7 protein-coding genes (1 of these 7 only partly in view) are annotated in these 18,405 nt (G+C 76.5%); 3 read left to right on the top strand and 4 right to left on the bottom strand.

Annotated elements, in window-relative coordinates; genetic code table 11:
* Positions 1 to 28: 28 nt before the first annotated feature.
* Positions 29 to 2,452, top strand: coding sequence for an ATP-binding protein (locus QFZ75_RS34505; protein WP_307543257.1), 2,424 nt, complete (start codon positions 29 to 31; stop codon positions 2,450 to 2,452).
* A complete protein-coding gene (locus QFZ75_RS34500) occupies positions 2,406 to 2,957 on the top strand; it encodes a helix-turn-helix transcriptional regulator (protein WP_307543255.1) in 552 nt (183 codons plus the stop codon). Before QFZ75_RS34505 ends, QFZ75_RS34500 begins: the two co-directional genes overlap by 47 nt.
* Before the next feature lie 82 nt (positions 2,958 to 3,039).
* On the opposite strand, the gene QFZ75_RS34495 is transcribed toward QFZ75_RS34500, so the two are convergent.
* Complete coding sequence (locus tag QFZ75_RS34495; RefSeq protein WP_307543253.1) at positions 3,040 to 4,050, bottom strand: hypothetical protein; 1,011 nt, start codon at positions 4,048 to 4,050, stop codon at positions 3,040 to 3,042.
* Between the two features lie 590 nt (positions 4,051 to 4,640).
* Here QFZ75_RS34495 and QFZ75_RS34490 point away from each other — a divergent pair.
* Complete coding sequence (locus tag QFZ75_RS34490; protein ID WP_307543251.1) at positions 4,641 to 5,201, top strand: helix-turn-helix transcriptional regulator; 561 nt, start codon at positions 4,641 to 4,643, stop codon at positions 5,199 to 5,201.
* 35 nt (positions 5,202 to 5,236) lie between these two features.
* Here the strand turns inward: QFZ75_RS34490 and QFZ75_RS34485 are convergent, their stop codons facing one another.
* From QFZ75_RS34485 to QFZ75_RS34475, 3 genes are all read right to left on the bottom strand, one after another.
* Complete coding sequence (locus QFZ75_RS34485; RefSeq protein WP_307543250.1) at positions 5,237 to 5,878, bottom strand: type VII secretion system-associated protein; 642 nt, start codon at positions 5,876 to 5,878, stop codon at positions 5,237 to 5,239.
* Positions 5,871 to 6,635, bottom strand: a complete 765-nt coding sequence (locus QFZ75_RS34480; RefSeq protein ID WP_307543248.1) for a type VII secretion system-associated protein — start codon at positions 6,633 to 6,635, stop codon at positions 5,871 to 5,873. Before QFZ75_RS34480 ends, QFZ75_RS34485 begins: the two co-directional genes overlap by 8 nt.
* 141 nt (positions 6,636 to 6,776) lie before the next feature.
* On the bottom strand, positions 6,777 to 18,405 hold the end of the coding sequence (locus tag QFZ75_RS34475; RefSeq protein ID WP_307543247.1) for a lonely Cys domain-containing protein. 26,255 nt of this gene lie beyond the right edge of the window; the window shows 11,629 of its 37,884 coding nt (coding positions 26,256–37,884); its start codon lies beyond the right edge, outside the window; its stop codon occupies positions 6,777 to 6,779.

The following is an 18,405-nucleotide window of genomic DNA, read 5'->3' as shown; positions in this document are numbered from 1 at the left end:
GCGGGGTACGTGATCAGGAGGAGCGGGCGTGCGTGACGGCGGACCTGTCACAGGCAGGGACAGCGAACTCCGGGAGGTGGCCCGGACGCTGCGGTCCACCGGCGCCCCGGCCCGTACCCTGCTGGTGGTCGGCGCGGCCGGGACGGGCAAGACCGCGCTGCTGGAGCAGGCCCGGCGAGCGGTGGCCGAAGAGGGCGCCAGGGTCCTGCGGCTGCGCTGCCACGACGGTGGGGGCACGCCGGGTGCGGCCGTCCTGGCCGAGGGTGTGCACAGCGCGCTCGGGCAGGTCCACGGCCGCCGGGGCACGGCCCGCGCCGGCGCCGTCCGCCGCACCCCGCGGCAACCGAACGGCTCGTACGGCTCGTACGGCTCGTACGGCGAGTTGTCGCTGCTGTCCGCCCTGGGCGAGGCGCTCGGGGACGCGGCCCGTGACACCCCCTTCGCCCTGGTGGTCGACGACGTCGAGCGGCTGCCGGCGCCCACGGCAGCCGCGCTCGGCCTGCTGCTGCGCGTCTTCCGCCCGGCCGGCGTACCGGTGGTGATGGCCGGCCGGCCGGTACGCCCGGCAGCCGGCGCCTCCTCACAACTGACGGCGGCCGCCGACCGGTTGCTCACGCTGGCACCGCTGCGTCCCGCCGACGTCGAGGCCCTGGTCGTACGGCGGCTCGGCCGACCGGTCGAGCCCGCGCTGGTGACGGCGGTGCTGCGCGCGCTGGGCCCGATGGCGGGCGTCCCCGAGGCCGTCCTGTCGGTGCTCGACTCCATGGAGGAGCACGGCGACCTCCTCGAACTCGGCGGCCAGGTGTGCCTGACCGGGCCGGAGAAGGCGCTGCGGCTCACCACGGACGTGGCCCGGCTGGGACGGCTGTGCTGGCCGGGCCATCCCCCGGACGGGGCCGCCCTGGCGGCGGCCGCCGCGGTGGCCCGCACCCTCGAGCACGCCGAGATACGGCTCGACGACCTGCACCGGCTGAAGCCGGGAGGCCCCCGGCGGGCCGGTCTCGTCGACCGGGCCGTGACCCCGCTGGTCGGGGACGGCATCCTGACCGTGGACGGCGACGGCCGGGCCTCGTTCGCCGTCCCGGCGCTCGCGGCGGCCCTGCGCGCGCTGCCCACCCACCATGACGTGTCGTCGCTGCACGCCCTCATCACCCGGTCGTTGAGCGACCGGATCGGTGCGCGGACGGCCGGGGGCGGCCACCCCCGCCTGGCGGAGCACGTGACGGCGGCCGGGTCCCTGCTGGACGACACGCTCGCGGTGGACGTCCTGCTCGCGGCGGCCCGTACGGACGCCAGGTCCGACTGGCCGCGCTCGGTCCGCGCCTACGCCTCGGCACTGCGGCGCCTGTCCCCGCACGACCCGAGGACGCCGCACGTGCTGCGCGAATCCGCGGAGCTGAGCCTGCGGCACGGCGACCACCCCGGCGCGCTGGCCCTGGGCGAACCGCTGCTCGCCTGCCTGGACGCCGGACCCGCCGGGGAGGACCGGGACCGGTCGGCGTACGTCACCGCGGTGTGGGCGTCGGCGGCGCTGCACGAGCACCGGCTGCCGTACGCGGCGCGGCACGAGCACCGGCTGCCGTACGGCTCCGCCCGCGGTGTCCGGGGCCCGCGGGTGCTGGAGCACCTGCCCGGCGCGGCCGGGTTCACGGACCTGGGCGCCGCGTACGGGATCGGCGGGGTGGCGTCCCGTCCGGGGGACGGGGCCCGTCCTGCCCCGGTTCCCGGCCGGCCCGGCGGATCCGGGGCGCTGCCCTCGCCCGCCGAGCTGCGGCTGGCGGCGGCCGCCGCGGGCGGCCGTGCCGGCCTGCTGGACGCGCTGGGCGCCCTGCCGCCCGACGCGTACGGCGCGCGGACCCTGGACCGGCTGCGGAACGCGGCCGCGCACGCCGACCTGGCCGACGCCCTCGCCGCCGTGCTCGGCGACCGCTACGCGGGGGCGGGTGACAGCACCGCCGCGCGGTACCACGCCATGGTGGGCTCCTACCTGACGGGCGACTGGGACCGGGCCCTGGCGTGCGCCCGCCGGATCGAGGCGCGCAGCCGTACCCGGGGCACGGAGGCGGGCCCGGCACAGGCCGCCCGCGCGCTGGCCGCCGAGATCCACTGCGCACGCGGGGAACTGGGCCACGCCCGGGCATGGCTGGACCTGGTCCCGGACACCGTGACCCCACCCGCTGGTCGCCTGGGCGAGACTGAGCCGGCGGTACTGGTCGGGCCGGCGCGCGGAGGCCCTGGAGGGCGCGCGGGAGGACGTACGGCGGGCGCGCGGGAGCGGTCTGCTCGCGGGCGTGGAGCGGATACTGCTGCGGTGTCTGACCTACGCCCTGCTGGAGGGCATGCCCCGGCTCATGCGGGAGGCGCTGGACGAACTGGAGGCCCTGCACGCGGAGGTGGACTCCCCCATGACGCGCGAGGCGGTGCTCTTCGGCCGGGCCCAGGTGCACGGTGACGCGGACGACGCGCTGGCCGTCCTCGGGTCGGTACGGGAGCGGGGCGACGTGTACATGAGCCTGCTCTGCCGCCTGGGCCTGGTGGAGATCGGCGAGGACGGGGACCGGCACCTGGCGGAGGCCTCCCGCATCGCGCAGGAGCTGGGCATCGGGCGCGCCACCCGGACGACCCTCGGGCACATGGCGCGGCGGCGCAGCCTCGTCCTGCCGAGACCGCGCCCGGCCGGGGACCGGTTGAGCGAGGAGGACGTCAGGCTCACCGTGATGGTCAGCGACGGGGCGACCAACCGGCAGATCGCGGCGCGGCTGGCGTCGAGCGAGAAGACGGTGGAGCGGCGGCTGACGCGGCTGTTCCAGCGCGTCGGATGCCGCTCGCGGGCGGAGCTGGCCGCGGCCTGGCTGGACGGGAGCCTCGCCGACCGCGGCCTGGTGCCGGCCGGGGTGGCCGGCAGCGGCGTAGGGGCGTACACCGCCCCGGACCGAGGGCCGTCCGCCGGCCGGTGACGGGGCGCGCCCGCGCCGCCGCCGGCCGGAGCGGCAGTCCGGAGACGGTGGGTCAGAGGTCGGTGGGTCAGAGGTCGGTGGGTCAGAGGTCGGTGGGGCCGGCGAAGCGGGCGATGTGCGTGTCGACGGGTACGCCGAGCCGCCCGGTGTCCAGGGAGCCGTCGGCGTTCACCCCGAGGTGCCAGACCGCGTCGGTGATGTAGCCGAGGACCAGGAGCGCGTCGGTCGCGCGCAGCGGGGCGTCCGCCCATCTCTCGTCGCGGAACTGGGCGGCGGTGACCACGAACAGCCGGCGGGCGTACGTTCCGGCGGCGGCCACGTCCCTGTCCCTGTCCCTGCCGTCCCTGTCCTTGTTCCGCCGGGAGACCGGAAGGGCGGACGCGGACGCGGACGCAGACGCCGACGCCGACGCCGACGCCACTGTCGCGGACGGCTTGCGCCCTTCATAGGCCAGCGCCTCCTTGCGGCCGGCCGCGGTGTGCAGGCGGACCGACCGCGCGACCACCCCCTCGGTGACCGAGGGGGTGGTCGCCGAACCCACCAGCACGACCGTCGCCAGCTGCCCGACCGGTCCCGAGACGATCTCGCTGATGAGGGCCTGCGCCAGACGCAGCACCTCCATGTCGTCGCCCGTCAGGGCGATCGTCCCCGGGAGCTCCGCGAGGTCCACCAGCACGCGGTCGCCCCGGTGCAGACCGAGGGTGACCACCAGCGAGTACGGGTGCGCGGGCCCGTCGCCCACGGTGCCGGTACGGGGCAGGTCCGCCGGGTCGAGCAGCCATTCCTTCCCGGAGACGTCCGACGTCCAGGGCGCGGGCGCCGCCGTGTCGGCCTGCGCGAGCTGCAGCGTCAGCCGCCGCCCCGAGTGCACGACGGTGTGCACGCCGGGCAGCGGGCGCCCGCCGCGCGCGCGTCCCTCGGCCACGGCCTGCAGCCCCAGGGCGACCGTCTCCAGCGCCTTCCGGCCGGCGCCCGGTCCGGCGGTGCGGGCCGCCGGTCCGGCGGAGGGGCCGCGCCTGCGCCGGGTGAGTGCGACGGCGGCGCCCAGCAGCGCCAGGCCCGGCACCACGAACAGGACGAGGAACGTGATCATGCGACTACCTTTGTTGCTAGAAGGTGGCGGGAAGGGCCACGGGCCGAACGGCGTCCCGAGGACCGGTCCGCGCTGATCCCCGGCCGTGCCGGACCACCGGTGAAGTCCACGCGGACCGGGCGCACGCGCTCCGCTCCTGCGGTACCGACCGGGTCCGGGGCATCGCGCGGCCACCCGCCGGGACGGCCCACCAGCGGTTCGGCCCGACACCCACTCCGGCTTCCGGAGCAGGTCGGAACGCGCTTCCGGGCCATCGTCGTCCGGCCCGCGCCTCCGGTGAAGCGATCACCGCGAACCTTGCCGATCCGTACAGCGTGTTCTCTGACGCGTCGCTCCCCGGACGTGTGCGGAGCCGTGCCGACGGGGCGGGCAGCGAACCCGCAGGCAGCGGGCGTGCGCGAGCGGGCCGGCAACTCGCGCCAGGTTTCCCTCGCTTGTGGGACGTCCGGCCCCTGGCACGGATGTTCCGGTCCTCGCGGATGGCACGATCAGCCTGAATCACACGGACGGCCACATTCCTCATGGACGCCCACATTCCGCATGGGCGACGGCACTCCTCGTGGGCACGCGGTCGGGAGTTGGGAGGGCACATGCCGCAGCAGGTACTCGACGGGACCGTACGCGTGGTCATCCACGCGCCCTCCCCCCTCGTGCGCGCCGGACTGGCCAACTTCGTCGCGCTGGACCCGCGCCTCGACGAACTGCCGCGGGAGAGGATCCGGGAGGCCGACGTGATCGTGGTCGCCCTGGACGCGGCGGACGCCTCGGCCCTGGACCTGCTCCCCCGTCTGTGCGACGAGCCCGGGGCCCGTTTCCTCGTGGTGGTGGGCCGGCAGTGGCGGGCCGACACGGCCGCCGCGCGAAGACGGGGCGTACGCGCCGTCGTCCGCTGGGACTTCTGCAGCCCGGACCTCTTCGCCCGCTCGGTGCGCGCGGTGGCCGCCCGGCCCCGGACCGCACCCGAGCTCGACCCCCGCGAGGTGGACGTGCTGCGCCTGATCGCGGAGGGGAAGCAGGTGGACGAGATCGCCACGGAGCTGTCCTACTCCGCACGCACGGTCAGATACATCCTGTACGGCGCGATGAAGCGCACCCGGACCCGCAACCGGGCCCACGCGGTCTCGTACGCGATACGGGCGGGCCTGATCTGAGCCCGCCCGCCCGGCCTACGGACGTGGTGCCGGGCTCACGAAGCGCCGGGCTCCGGCGAGTCGTCCGGCGCCGCGTCCCGCTGTCCGGAAGCCGCGTCCGCCAGCGTCTGCGCGAGACCGTCCGTGGTCAGCACCATGCTGACCGGGGCCGAACTGTTGAGGGACAGACTGTGGCCCGGCGGGATCCGGGCCAGCAGATCCACGACCGGCAACCGCTCGAACCCGAGCTGCCCCGCGCTCTGGAGGTAGCGCGGGGAGGTGTAGACCGGGACCACCGCCGTGCCGTCCGGCGCCGACGCGCTCACCGGCGTGCCGTCCGCCGTGACCAGCACCGCGACCTCGGCCCCGGCCAGCGCGGCGGTGACGTCCTCGGCCGGACCGTATCCGGTGGTGGCGAGCTGGATGGCCCGGTCCACGTCGTCGGCGGGCTCGGGCCATCCCATCGCCTCGGGCGACGGCCGGTACTCCTCGTTGTCCTCCCACTCGACGATCTCGCCGTCGGAGTCGGAGCGCCACTGGCCGACCACGGCCCAGTCCGGCGGCGCCCCCTCCCCCTGCCAGGCGGGATCGGTCAGGTAGAGCCAGTGGTCGGGTGCCAGTCTGGCGGCCTGGACGAACTCCTCCGGGGGCGGGGGGTCCAGAGGGGAGGTCGGGGTCTCGACGCCGGACTCACTCATCGTGTCCTCGTTCACTGGGGGTGCCTGGTTCGGTGGTCGGGCTCCCGGCCGTCCGGGCGGGGGCGCCCGGTGCCGGTCCGCCCGTCGTCTCCTCCCACCGTGCCCGGAGCTCGTCCGCACGGACGAGCAGGGCCGCGGGGGCGGACGGGCTGAGGAACATCACGTCCCGTCCGGGCGGCAGCCGGCCGAGGAGCTCGGGGAGCGTCATCATCACATGCGCGGGCAGCCGGTCCGCAGGCGCCCGCGGCGACTCGGGGAAGACCGGCACCGCGTGGGTCCCGCCGGGGACGCGCGTCCACGCCGGTTCCCCGTCCTCGGTCACGCAGACGGCCACCGCCGCGGCCTCGGCGAGCGCCTCGGCGACGTCCGCCTGCGGACCGTACCCGGTGGCGGCCAGCTGGACGGCGGCGTCGGCGTCGCTCACCGGCGGCGCCCAGCCCCGTGCGGCGGGCGAGGGCCGGTAGTCCGGGTTGGGCTCCCACGTGACGATCCTGCCGCGGGAGTCGGAACGCCAGCGGCCGAGTACGGCCCACGGGGGCGCGGGTTCGTCGTCGCTCTCGCCCAGCCAGTGCCGGTCGGTCACCGACAGCCAGTGGTCGGGCGCGGTACGGGCCGCCGCGACGATGTCCGCGGGCGGCACCGGAAACTCCGGTTCGCCGGCCGCGACCGTCCCGGCCGAGGGCGCGGACGGCCCGTCGGACGCTCCTCCCGGGACCGGCTCGAAGCCGGCGCCGGGCTGTCCGCTAGGGGGCGGCATCGAGGTCACTCCAGACGGTCATGCCGCGCGGACGCCCGGCTCCGGTCACATCGGACGGACGGCCCGGCGCCGTCGCACCGTACGGAGGGACGGCTCGCCGGGAGGGCCTGAGGGCGGGCCCGGCACCGGACCCGGCCGCTGTCATTCGTCTCCCCCGCCCCGCGGGCCCCCGGCCCGATGCCGCTCGCGCTCCTCCAGGACGGCCAGCAGCGCGCGGGCGTGCTCGTCGGGGAACAGCCGCTCGCGGGCGACGAAGGTCCGCAGCTCCTCCTCGGTCAGCGGAAGGACGTCCCAGTACCGGCCCCAGTTGTCCGCGTAGGCCGGAACCGCCGCGGGGTCGATCTCGTCCAGAGCGTGCTGCGCGCCGGTCATCACCTCGTGGAAGCTGTGGTGGCCCACCCCCACCAGGATGCTCACCAGTCCGGACCGGATCAGGCCGAGGTCCACCGGCACCCCGGCGAGCCGGTTCAGCCGGGCCACGTGCGTGACGATCCGGTAGGCGCTGCCCGAGGTACCGGTCAGCACCAGGCCGCCGGAGTCCTCGGAGCGCGCCTGGAAGTCGGCGGCCATCGGCAGGGTGTGCAGCTGTCCGGCGGGCGACCAGAGCAGGATGCCGTCGCGCACCGCGAGGCGCCGTTCGGCCGGGCTCAGCGCGGGCCACACCTCGTGGGGCCGCAGCGGCGTCCGCAGCATCGCCTCCAGCTCCTCCAGTTCCTGTGCCGCGTCCTCGGGGTCCAGCTCCGCCGCCCGGAGTTCGGCCACCTCGCGCTCGTAACGCCTGAGCTGCTCGCTGCGGTGCCGGTCGCGGCGCTCCACCCCGATCACCGGGTGCTGGGGCTCGACGCCGCCCATGAGGTAGGGGACGAGGTTGCTGGCGACGCCGTTGAACAGGAACGTGACCCGCTCGCGCAGGTTGCCCGACTCCACCACCCGCACGAGGTCCTCGTACGAGGTGCCGACCGCGCCGCCGTCCTCCCCGCTGTCGCTGCCGAACAGCCGGTAGTCCACGCGGTTGTGCAGCGCGATGAGCCACAGCGCTCGTACGACCTTGCCGAACTCCTCGTTGACCTGCGCGTTCTCCCCCAGGTACGCGGCCAGGCGCCGTTCGAAGTACAGGGCTTCCTGTGCGTAGCGGACGCGTGCCAGGGCCCAGGGGGGTGCGGGGAGCCCGTCGGTCTCCTCCTCGGACTCCTCGTCGGACTCTCCTTCGGACTCCTCGTCGGGCTCTTCTTCGGACTCCGGGAGGTCCTGCGGCCCGGGGGTCCGCCGGGGGCCGGCCGGTACCGGGGTGGCCGCACGGTCCGCCGACGGCTCCCGCTCGCGCGACAGCAGCGGTGTCGGGTCGTCGTCCTCGTAGTCGTAGTCGTCATCGTCGTCCCGCGACAGCAGCGGCCGCGGATCGTCGTCCGGCTCCGATTCCCCGTCCGATTCCCCGTCCGTTTCCAGGGACAGGGCGGGGAACGATTCGAGGACCTGGGCGGCGGCCGGTTCCGCCGGGCCCGCGAAGTCCGCGTCCTCGACCCGTCCGGCCGGGGCGAAGTGCGGGTTGGCGACGTACGGCCCGACCGGGACGCCGTTCACCATCGGCTGCGCGCCGCGGATGTAGCGGCGGGCGACGCCTCCGGGGAAGAGCACCTCCTCCTGGTCGGGGAAGGGCGACGCCAGGCCCAGGGTGGCGTTCACGTCGATGCCGCCGCGGACCTCGAGGTCGTAGCGCCAGCGGTAGCGGCGGTGGAGGGCGGGGGCGCCCAGCGGGTTGGCGCGGGCGCTGTCGCGCACGTAGTGGCGGTTGGCGGTGGTGCTGGCGAAGACGGTGTCCGGGACCAGACTGCTGCCGCCGTAGACGTGGTCGATCAGATGCACCGTCTCGGGGCCGTACGGCTTCAGCCCCTCGGCGAAGACCCGCTCGGGGCCGTCCGGGCTGAAGCGGTACAACGGGCCGTCGTGGTCGCGCCACAGGGCGTCGGGCAGCGTGGCACCCGTCAGCGCGGCGGGGTCCGCGGCGACCGCGGCCGGGTCGACGGGCGGTGTCGGGCTGACCGGTCCGGTGGCGGGCCAGCCGACCGGTACCGGCGAGGGGTCCTGTGCGTCCGCGGTGCCCGGCCTCGTCAGCAGGCGGGAGGAGGCGACGAGACCGCGGCCGGGCAGGTACCAGTTCCAGGCGGGCCCGTCGAAGTGGATGCGTCCGCTCATGTCGGTGACGCCCCCGGCGGACGGACCGTCGGAGGTGTACTCGCCGCGCAGGCCCAGGGACGGGATCTCCGCCACGAACACATGGAAGTCCGGGTCGTCCTGGCCGTAGCCCCAGACGGTGTGCCGGTCGGTGGAGTCGGCCACCGGGAAGCCGTCCAGCGTCTGGGCGAACCGCTCGTCGAACCCGCCGTCCGCCGAGTAGGGCAGCGGCGTTCCGGCCGAGGGCCCGGCGGGGGCCGCGGGGGCCGGGTCCGCCTTCCACTCGGCGGGCCCGGCCGAGGCGGCCTGGGCCGGCGGGAGCTGCGGCCGGGTCCGGAGCCAGGTGGCGGGTCCGGTCGCGGACGGGTCCGCGCCGGTCGCGGGGCGCGCCACGGTGGTCACCGTGGCGGGCTGCGCCGCGTCGCCTTCGGTGACCAGGAGCGGACCGCCGTAGCTCCAGACGGTCCGGTCGTTGCGCAGCGAGAACTCTCCCAGCGCGCTGTCCGGTCCGGTGTCGAGTCCGGGCACCAGCAGCGCCAGCGGGCGGTTGCGGTCGGCCCGCACCAGGTCCGGGTCGGACTCCAGGAGGACGTAGAACTCGTCCGACGGGACGTGGACGGTTCCGCCCGGCAGGTGCAGGACGACCGCACCGGCGCCGTCCGTCCGCGCGTACACGAACCACGGGGCGGGCGCGCCCTCCTGGGTCCACGGGGCGAACCGCCGCGTGGCGGCCCCGGTGGGACCGGTCTCCGAGAGCCGGAGCGGGTCGAGTCCGCCGGGGGCCCGCGCGGCTCCCCAGTTGCGGCCCTGGAGGGTCCCCTCGGGCGTTCGCAGACGGCTTTCGTCGGCGAAGGCACCCAGCGTCTCCAGGTGGAAGACGGCCAGTTCACCCGGGTTGCCCCCGTCCCGTCCCGCGGCGAGGCCCTGTTCGGCCAGTTCCCGCAGCCGGGTCTCGGCCGCGGCGTCCCACGGGGCGGTGGCGGGCAGGTGCAGCGCCGTACGTCCCCACGCCTCGCGCTCGGCCGGGGAACCGGTGTCCAGCAGCCGGGCGGCCCCGGCCGTCGCCCACAGCGCCCGGGCCCGCTCGCGCGGACCGACCGGGCCGGCGGGCCGCCGCAGCACGGCGCGCACCGCGGCGTCGCCGTCCGCGGCGAACCGGTCCAGCGCGGTCCGCAGCGCGGGCGTGTCCCACACCTGGCCGAGGGTGGCGTCCGGCGGCGCGGCCAGAGCACGGTCCAGGACGGCCTCGTGGTCGGCCGGCGTCGGCCGGGACCCGTCGGAGGGGGTGGCGAGCAGCTCCCACAGCTCGTGGCGCAACGGGGTGCGCGGGGCCAGCTCCGGGTCGTTCGCCCGCAGCGTCTCCAGTGCGCCGATGCCGCGCAGCAGCCGCTCGTACCGGCCGCCGGGCACCCCGCGGTCGGCCTCGACGTCGCTGCCGAAGACCTGGCGCAGCGCCCGGACCAGCCGCAGCGCGCGCGGCCCCCGGTCGTCCCAGGCGGCCAGGCCCGAGGGGTGGGTGAGCGGGCGGAGCCCGGCGGCCTCGGCCACCTGTGCCGTCGCGTCCACCGGTTCGGGGCGGAAGGTCTCCATCCGTGCCAGGGTGCCGTCCGGTGTCGCGGCCAGCAGCCGCCTGGTGTCGTTGTAACCGGTACGTCCGGTGGCCGCGGTGGTCGTGCGACCGCTGTGGTTGGCGGCGTGCTGGGCGAGCGCCACCTCCTCCAGGGGGTCCTCGACCGGCGGGGCGGGGCGGGTCAGGGGCTGGACGCGCCGGGGGTCGCCCGCCACGCCGCCGTAGCAACTGGCGAGGTGCAGGTCGTCCCCGGCCGCGCGGGCGACCACCTCGGGCAGCCCGCCGACGTAGCGCCCGCCGTCCTCGGCCCCGAGCAGCAGCATCCGGCCGTCCCGGTGGGCGAGCTTGAGACCGCCGGGCACGCCGTGGGCGTGGAAGGTGTAGACCGACGCCTCGGGGTCGGGGGCGACCTCCTCGGAGGCGACCACGTGGTAGGTGTCGCCGACGCGGACCTCGTGGGTGCGCTCGCGCATCTCGCGCCAGCGGCGCAGCCGCCGCTCCCGCAGCCGCCTGCGGCCGTCGTCCGGCATCGACTCGCGGCCCTCGAAGCGGTGGTCGGAACCGACCAGCGGCCGGGTGTCCACGTCGCTGTCCCGGAACCGGATGCCGTCGACCGTGACCCACTCGCGGTCCGCGGAGGGGAACGCGACCCCCTCCGCGGCGCCCTCGGCGGGCGGGTCGAACGGCACCCAGTCGCCGTACGCGTCGTCGGGGTCGGCGTCCACGAGGGTCGGCACCTGCGAAGCCGCGCCGGTGGACGCGCTGCCGGCCCGCGTGGTCCCGTCGGTCCCGCCCTCCAGGTGCCCGTCCCCGCTGGGCGCCCAGACCCTGCGGCCCAGTCGCCGTGCCACGGCGCGGGCCAGCCGCCCGTCCTGCGCGCCCGCGTAGGGGCTCGCCAGCACCACCGGGACGTGCGGCGGCAGCAGGGCCAGCACCGGATCGGCGGCCAGCAGTTCCGCGACCTCCCGCGGGCCCAGCTCGCGGTCGCCGGCGAACAGCGCCTCCTGACCGCCCTCGCCCGCGATCACGTAGGCGTCGTCCCCCCAGGGGGCCGGCTGCTCCGTCACGTGCGACTCGCCGTCCCGCTGCCGGCGGAGCCGGATCCGGCCGGTGTCGACGGTTCCGGCGGCCGAGCCGGTCCAGTCCCGGCCGCGCGCGGTGCCCGAGGCGTCGGTCAGCCGCGTGGCGTCGGAGAGCAGCGCCGACGCGGTGCCGACGGCGCCCGTGACGGACTGCGCGGCGAAGTCCGCGGCGGCAGGCTCGGAGCCGGACGTGGCGGGCGGGGCCGCGAGGGTGACGGGCGGGGCCGGTGCGGAGGCCGTGCCGTCCGCCGGGGCGAACGCCCAGTCGGGACCGGCCGGTCCGGTCCGGCCGTCCCGGGCGGCGCCGCGGGGCAGCGAGGCCGGGACCGAGCGCGGCGCGTCCTGTGCCGGGGCGGGGTGGACCGGGCGCGCCTGCTGCCAGGGGGTGGCTCCGGGGACGTGCCCGTCGGCCGTGGCCCGCAGGGTGAGTACCGGCTCGCCGGAGTCGTCCGTGCCGGAGAGGTCTGCCGGGAAGCCGGTCCACCACACGCCGCGGCCCAGCCGCTGGGCGATCCGGGCGGCGAGTGCGGCGGCGTCGGCCGCCGGGCCGGGGAAGGCCAGCACGACGGACGTGGACAGCTCCAGGCGCGTCAGCATCGGGTCGGCGGCCAGGAGTTCGGCGAACTCGGCCGGGGTCAGCTCGTAGCTCTCCCCCTCCCACGACACCTCCAGCAGGTCCGGGTCGTCCGCGTCGGGGGCGACCTGCACCAGGAAGGGGACGGGCTCGGTCCGTCCGCCGCTGTTCACGGCCCACGGCGCGTCCGTCAGCCCGGACGGGGTGCGGAACCGGGCCAGGTCGGCGTCCGGCGGCCGGGTGTCGGTGTAGTCGCGCCCGGCGCCGTCGGCCGTTCCCTGCGTCACGGTCGTCATGGTGTTGCGGTACGCGCCCGCCTCCGCCAGGCCGTACGCCGCCGCGACCTCGGGGTCGGACGCCTCCCGGCCCACCGCGAAGGCGCGGGTGAGCACGTCCAGCGCCTCCTCGGTCCGGTCGTCGTCCACATCCGAGCCCGGCGGCAGGTGGAGCAGCCGTTCGACGAAGGCGTCCGTGTCAGCGCCGGGCTGCGACAGCGTCTCCTCCGCCCTGACCCGCGCCCAGAACATCCGGGACATCTCCGCCTCGCCGACCGCGTCGGCGCCGATGCGCAGGACGGCGGCGGCCTCGTCCTCGACGCCGCCCTCCCGCAGCCACTCGGCGGTGATCTGCACGGCGGACAGCTGCACGAAGTCCTGGAGCCCGCTGTCGGGGTCCTGGGCCCACTGCTGCGCGGCGGCGGCCAGCACGCGCCGGGCGGCCTGCCGGTCCACCCCGGAGGCGGCCTGCGGGTGTGCCGCGACCACGCGCCGCAGCAGGTCCAGCGTGAACGGGCCGGCCTCGTCGAAGTCGGGGTCGCCGCGCCACATGTGGTCCAGCGCCGCCACGCCGCGCAGCAGGTCGCCGAAGTCGGCCGCGTCGTCGACGTACGGGCCGAAGGTCGTCCGCAGCGCCCGCAGCAGGCGCAGCGCCCCGGTGCGCATCTCCTCGGACACCTCGCCGTCGGGGCTCAGTCCCGCGGTCCGCGCCAGCAGGTCCAGCCCGGCGTCGTCGGGCTCGGGCCGGGCCAGGTCCCAGGCCCGGTGGCGGCCCTGGGCGTCGGCGAACAGGGTCCGCTGGTAGCGGCCGTTGCTGTCGCGGGTGCCCTGCGAGCTGTGGGCGAGGCGCACCCAGCGACCCGTGGAGTTGGCCACGTGCTGTGCCATGGAGACCGTGCGCAGCGGGTCGGGGACGAAGGGGCCGGGGAAGGCGTCGGAGGCGGTGTCCGGCCGGGGCACGGCGCTGTCCGCGGGCGCGCCGCTCCAGCAGACGACCAGGTCGACCCAGTGGTCCTTCGGCAGGGTCGTCAGGCTCTTGCGGCGGCGCAGCCAGGGGCCCGCCTCGCGCTCGTCGACGCTGCGGGTGGAGCCGTCCTGCAGGGCCAGCACCAGGCGGCCGGGGGAGCCGTGCATGTCCAGTCGGTAGGCCCTGTCCTCCGGTCCCGGGCGCGGCAGGTCGTGTTCCGCCGAGACCCGGTCGGTGGCGGGGTACTCGTGCACGAACGTCGTCATCCGGTCCAGGTGGCGGTCGTGGTCCTCGAAGGAGCGGGTGAACTCGGCGGGGTGGTGCGAGGCGCGGCCGATCTGGCGGCCGGTCCGGGCGCTGACGATGGGCCGGCTCACCACCTGGTGGTGCCAGTCCGGCACGTCGTCGTCCGGGTCGGGGGCCAGTCCGGGGGTGCTCGCGATCCAGTCCCCCAGCGGGTACCGGCGACCGGGGCTGCGGACGACGTTGATCGTGCTCGCCGAGCCGGAGACGGATTCGACCGTGACGTCGCCGCTGCGCGCCCACACCGTCAGACCGGTGCGGTCGGCGAGCTTGCGGGGCAGGTCGAGGTAGCCGTTGCCGGCGAACGGCACGGCCAGCACGACGGGGGTGTCCTGCGGCAGCCCTTCACGGGCCACGTCGGCCGCGACCAGCTCCACGAACTCGTCGATGTCCAGCTCGCGCGTCGTGTCGTCCGGCAGCAGCACCTCCACGCGGTCGGGCCCGCCCTCGGCGGCCACCACGTAGGGTGTGGCGCCGCTCGCCCAGGGGACGGGGACGGTGGGCGCCAGCATGCTGGTGGGGGGCTTCGGCAGCAGGTGGCTGCGGGTGGTGTCGAGCTCGACGACGTCGTCCGCGCTCCAGTTCAGGCCCGCCGTCCGGTGGCCCCCCGCGGTGAAGTGGTGCTCGCGGTCCGGTGCGGTGACGCCCAGTTCGGACAGGTGGAACGCGCCCAGCGCCGCCACGCCGGTCGCCCGGCCGGCCGCCGTGGCCCTGGCCACCAGCGCGAACAGCTGTGCCCGGGTGTCCTGTCGGACGGCGACGCCGGAATCCAGGTGCAGGACGCGCCGGGCGATGGCGTCCACGTCGAACGGGCGGTTGCGCAGGGCGCGGTCGTGACGGCGCAGGGTGTCCAGCTTCTGCACCGCCTGCGCGTCCGCCGCCTGGGAGAGGCCGATCGTCGCCTGCCGGCCCAGCTCGGCCCGGCTGACGTGCTGGAGCCCACCGGGGGCCACCCAGTCGGCCGGTACACGGGACATGGCCCGCATCGCGACCGTGTAGTCCTTCGCGGTCAGCCGCGGCGCACCGGCCGGCAGGTCCTGCTGGAGCCTGTCCAGCTCCCTCGTCAGCAGCCGGGTGAAACGGGCGCGCGCGGTGGTCGCACGCCGCATCGCGGGCGCAGCCGAGGGGCCCGTGGCGGGGCGGGCGTCGGCCCCGTAGCCGGTGATCTCGACGCGCGGCAGCGCCGCGCCCGCCCGCCAGTTGCGCAGTCCGGTGGCCGCCGCCTGGACGGCGAGCCGCTCGATGGTCCGCTCGCCCTGCGCGGACGGGTTCGTCTCGTCCCGTCCGTACGCCACCAGGGTCCGCACCGGCAGCGGCGGCAGCGGCCGGACCGGCGCCGCGGCCACCGGGCCTGCGGGCACCGGGAGCGAGGTGGTGTCCACGGCCGCGGGGGCGACGGGCACGGGGAACGAGGTCGTCTCCACGCCCTCCATGGGGTCGCCGACGGAGGAGCGCGCCCTGGTCGCCGTACGGGGCACCGCGCCCTCGCCGGACGGGTCCGCCGCGGGGGTGTGCGGGGCCTCGGGGAGCGCCGGCGGGATCGGGCGCGGGCCCTCCTGGCCGGTGGCCGGGTCGGCGGGGCGCGCCTCGTGCCAGTCCGCGGCCGTCGGAGCGGCCAGCCTGGACAGGGAGTCGGTCAGGGTGGGCAGCACGGGCGCGCCGGCGTCCTTCGCGGACAGCCTCACCGGGAAGGGGCTCCACCACACACTCCGGCCGAGCCGTCCGGCGATGGCGTCCGCGACGCCGGAGGAGGGTCCGTCGAAGCCGTCCAGCGCGAGCAGGACCGGGGTGGTCAGCGCCGTGCGCCGCAGCACGGGGTCCGCGGCCAGCAGTTCGGCGAGCTCGGCGGCCGTGACCCGGTGGGAGGTGCCGCCGAGGTCCATGTCGATGTGGTCGCCGTCCTCCAGGCCCACCGACGCCCGCACCACATAGGGGGCCGGCCGGTCCTGCCCGTTCGTGTCCTGGCCCGCCCACGGTGCGGCGGCCACCGTGTCCGTCGTCCCCTCCTGCACCCGGAACCGTCCCAGTTCGGGCCGGACGGCCGGACTGTCCTGCCAGTCACGGCCGCCGTCGGCACCACTTCCGCCCTCGACGGCCGTCCCGGTCGCGTCGAAGGCGCCGGCCGCCTCGACCGCGTACGCCCCCGTCACGTCCGGGTCGGTCATGTCCCGGCCCGCCGCGAAGCCCCGGGTGAGCAGGGTGCGCGCCCGGTCGCGCAGCGCGTCGTCGAGGCCGGCGGCGGGGTCCTGGCGCAGCGCCCGCGCGGTGAGCGTGTCCGCGTCCGGGCCGGCCAGCGCCTCCTCCGCCTTGACCCGCGCCCAGAACATCCGGGGCCGGTGCGCCGCGGCGTCGGCGGGGTCGAGGAGGCCGAGCGCGGCGACCGCCGTCCCGTCCACGGTCGCGGTGTCCTTGTGCCATCCCGCCGCCGAGAGCAGCGCCGGCAGGTTCACGAACCCGCTGATCGCCGGTGAGGGGCCGGGGCCCTTCCACGCCTTCGCGGCCTCGGCCAGCACACGGCGGGTCGCCTCCCGGTCCACCCCGGACGCCGCCAGCGGGTGCGCGGCGACCACACGGCGCAGCAGGTCGGGTGAGAACGGGCCGGTGGGCTGCAGGTCCGGGTCGGTGAACCACATGTTGACGACCGCGGCGGCGCCGGCCACCAGGGCCGGGAAGTCGTCGGCGTCCTGCACGTCCTGTCCGAGGACCAGTTTCAGGGCACGGACCACCCGCAGCAGCTCCGACCGGATCTGCGCCGACGGCTCACCCTCGAAACCGACCAGTCCCGCCAGCCGGTCCAGCTCCGTCTCGTCGGGCTCCGGGCGGGCCGTCTCCCACCACCAGCGGCGGCCCCGCGGGTCGGTGAACAGCACGCGCACCGATTCGTCCTGGTACCGGCCGGATCCCTGCAGGGCGTAGGACAGCCGCACCGTGCGGCCCGTCACGTTCGCCAGGTGCTGGCCGAGGGAGAGCGCGTCGTCGGCGAGCGGGTCGGCGGCGAACGGCACCGGGAAGGAATGGCCGACCTGGGACAGGTCCTGCAGGGCGCCGTCGACCGGGGCCGCGGAGTAACAGACCACCAGGTCGACCCAGTGGTCCTTCGGCAGGACCGACAGGCTCTTGCGCCGGCGCAGCCATTCGCCCGCCTCGTGCCGGTCGGCCGTGCGGGACCCGCCGCCGGAGAGCGGCATGGTCAGCAGGCCCGGCAGGCCGTGGCCGGCGAGGAAGTACGCCTTCTCCTTCGGGCCGGGATCCACCAGCGGCAGCTTGGCGCTGTAGGTGCCCGTGGCGGCGTTGTAGTGGACGTACACCGTCATCCGGTCGAGGTCGGCGAACGTCTCGCGCGAACCGACGAGTTCCGCGGGCTCGTGCAGGCTGCGCCCGATCTGCCGCCCGGTCCCCGAGCTGACGATGGGCTGGGTCAGCACGTCCCGGTGCCAGTCGGGGGCGCCGGGTTCCGGGGCCAGGCCCGGGGACACCTCGAGCCAGGAGCCGTCCGGCAGCCCGTCGCGGTGGAGTACGGCGACGGTGTTCAGGGCGGCCGGGTCGGGGTGGCGCTGTGCCAGACCGCTGTGCACCCACACGGTGCGGCCGGTCCGGTCCGCGAGGGTGCGGGGCAGGTCGAGGTGGCGGTCGCCGGTGGACGGCACGGCCAGCACGATCGGGGCGTCCGCCGGCAGCGGGTTGCGCGCCAGGTCCGCCGCGACCAGCTCGGCGAACTCGGCCTCGTCCAGTTCCCACCGGCTCCCGTCCGGCAGCAGTGCCTCCACCATGTCGTGGCGGCCGTCGGCGAACACCGGGTACGAGGCGGTCCCGAACGCCCACGGTGCGAGGTCGGAGGGGCCGCTCAGCTGTCCGACGGAGAGCAGGTCCACGAAGAGGCCGCTGCTCCCGGCGGTGTCGGGACCGGTCCAGTTCAGGCCCGGCACCCGGCTGCCGTTGTCGGAGACGTACCGGGCGCGGTCGGCCGCGAGGACGCCCGCCTCCTCCAGGTGGAAGGCGGTGAGCGCGGCCAGACCGGTCGCGCGCCCGGCGGCGGTGGCCCGCTCGGTCAGCGCGTAGAGGTCCCGGCGCGTCTGCGGGCCCACCGGCGCGGACGGGTCCAGGTGCAGGACCCGGCGGGCGACGGCGTCCACGTCCAGCAAACCGGAGCGCAGCATTCCGGAGCCCGGCCTGCGGTCCGTGCGCCGCAGGGCGTCCAGGGTCTCCACCGCCGCCGCGTATCCCGGCGAGACGACGGCGACCGTGGCCTGGCGTCCGAGGTCGGCGTGGCTCACCCGCTGGTCCGGGGCCACGGTGACGCCCTGGCTCGGCACCCGGGTGCGGCCGCGCGCGGAGATCGTGAAGTCCCGCACCCGCAGCGGCGTCCGCCCGGCCGGCAGGTCCGTCTGGAGGACGTCCAGCGCGTGCCGCAGCTTCTGCGTGAACAGGTCGCGCGTCGTGTGCGCCCGCAGGTTTCCCTGGGCCTGGGCGGCCTGGTCCCGTTCACGGGCGGTGCCGGCTCCGCGGGCGTCGGCACCGTATCCGGCGATGTCGATCCTCGGCAGCGGCACCTGGTTGCGCCGGTTGCGCAGGGCGGCCGCGGCCACCCGGTGGGCCAGCCGCTCCAGATCGTGTCCGGCGCCGTCGGCCGGGGTGGTGCGCTGCGGGGCGAACGGTACGAGGCTCAGCGGCGGCAGGGCGGTGAGCGGCCGTGCCGGTGCGGTGACGGGCACCGCGTGCACCGGCTGTCCGGTGCCCGGGGCCGGTGCGACCGGGGCCGGCGCGAACGGGTCCGCATCGGTCATCTCCAGGTCGCCCAGGTCCAGATCCAGGCCCAGATCCAGGTCC

Source organism: Streptomyces sp. V3I8, assembly GCF_030817535.1.
In the GTDB taxonomy this organism is placed as follows: domain Bacteria; phylum Actinomycetota; class Actinomycetes; order Streptomycetales; family Streptomycetaceae; genus Streptomyces.
This window is presented reverse-complemented; position numbering and strand designations above follow the sequence as displayed.

Coding starts and splice junctions, on each gene's coding strand:
- QFZ75_RS34480 (WP_307543248.1), bottom strand. CDS start 6,635: ATGCCGCCCCCTAGCGGACAGCCCGGCGCCGGCTTCGAGCCGGTCCCG.
- QFZ75_RS34485 (WP_307543250.1), bottom strand. CDS start 5,878: ATGAGTGAGTCCGGCGTCGAGACCCCGACCTCCCCTCTGGACCCCCCG.
- QFZ75_RS34490 (WP_307543251.1), top strand. CDS start 4,641: ATGCCGCAGCAGGTACTCGACGGGACCGTACGCGTGGTCATCCACGCG.
- QFZ75_RS34500 (WP_307543255.1), top strand. CDS start 2,406: ATGACGCGCGAGGCGGTGCTCTTCGGCCGGGCCCAGGTGCACGGTGAC.
- QFZ75_RS34495 (WP_307543253.1), bottom strand. CDS start 4,050: ATGATCACGTTCCTCGTCCTGTTCGTGGTGCCGGGCCTGGCGCTGCTG.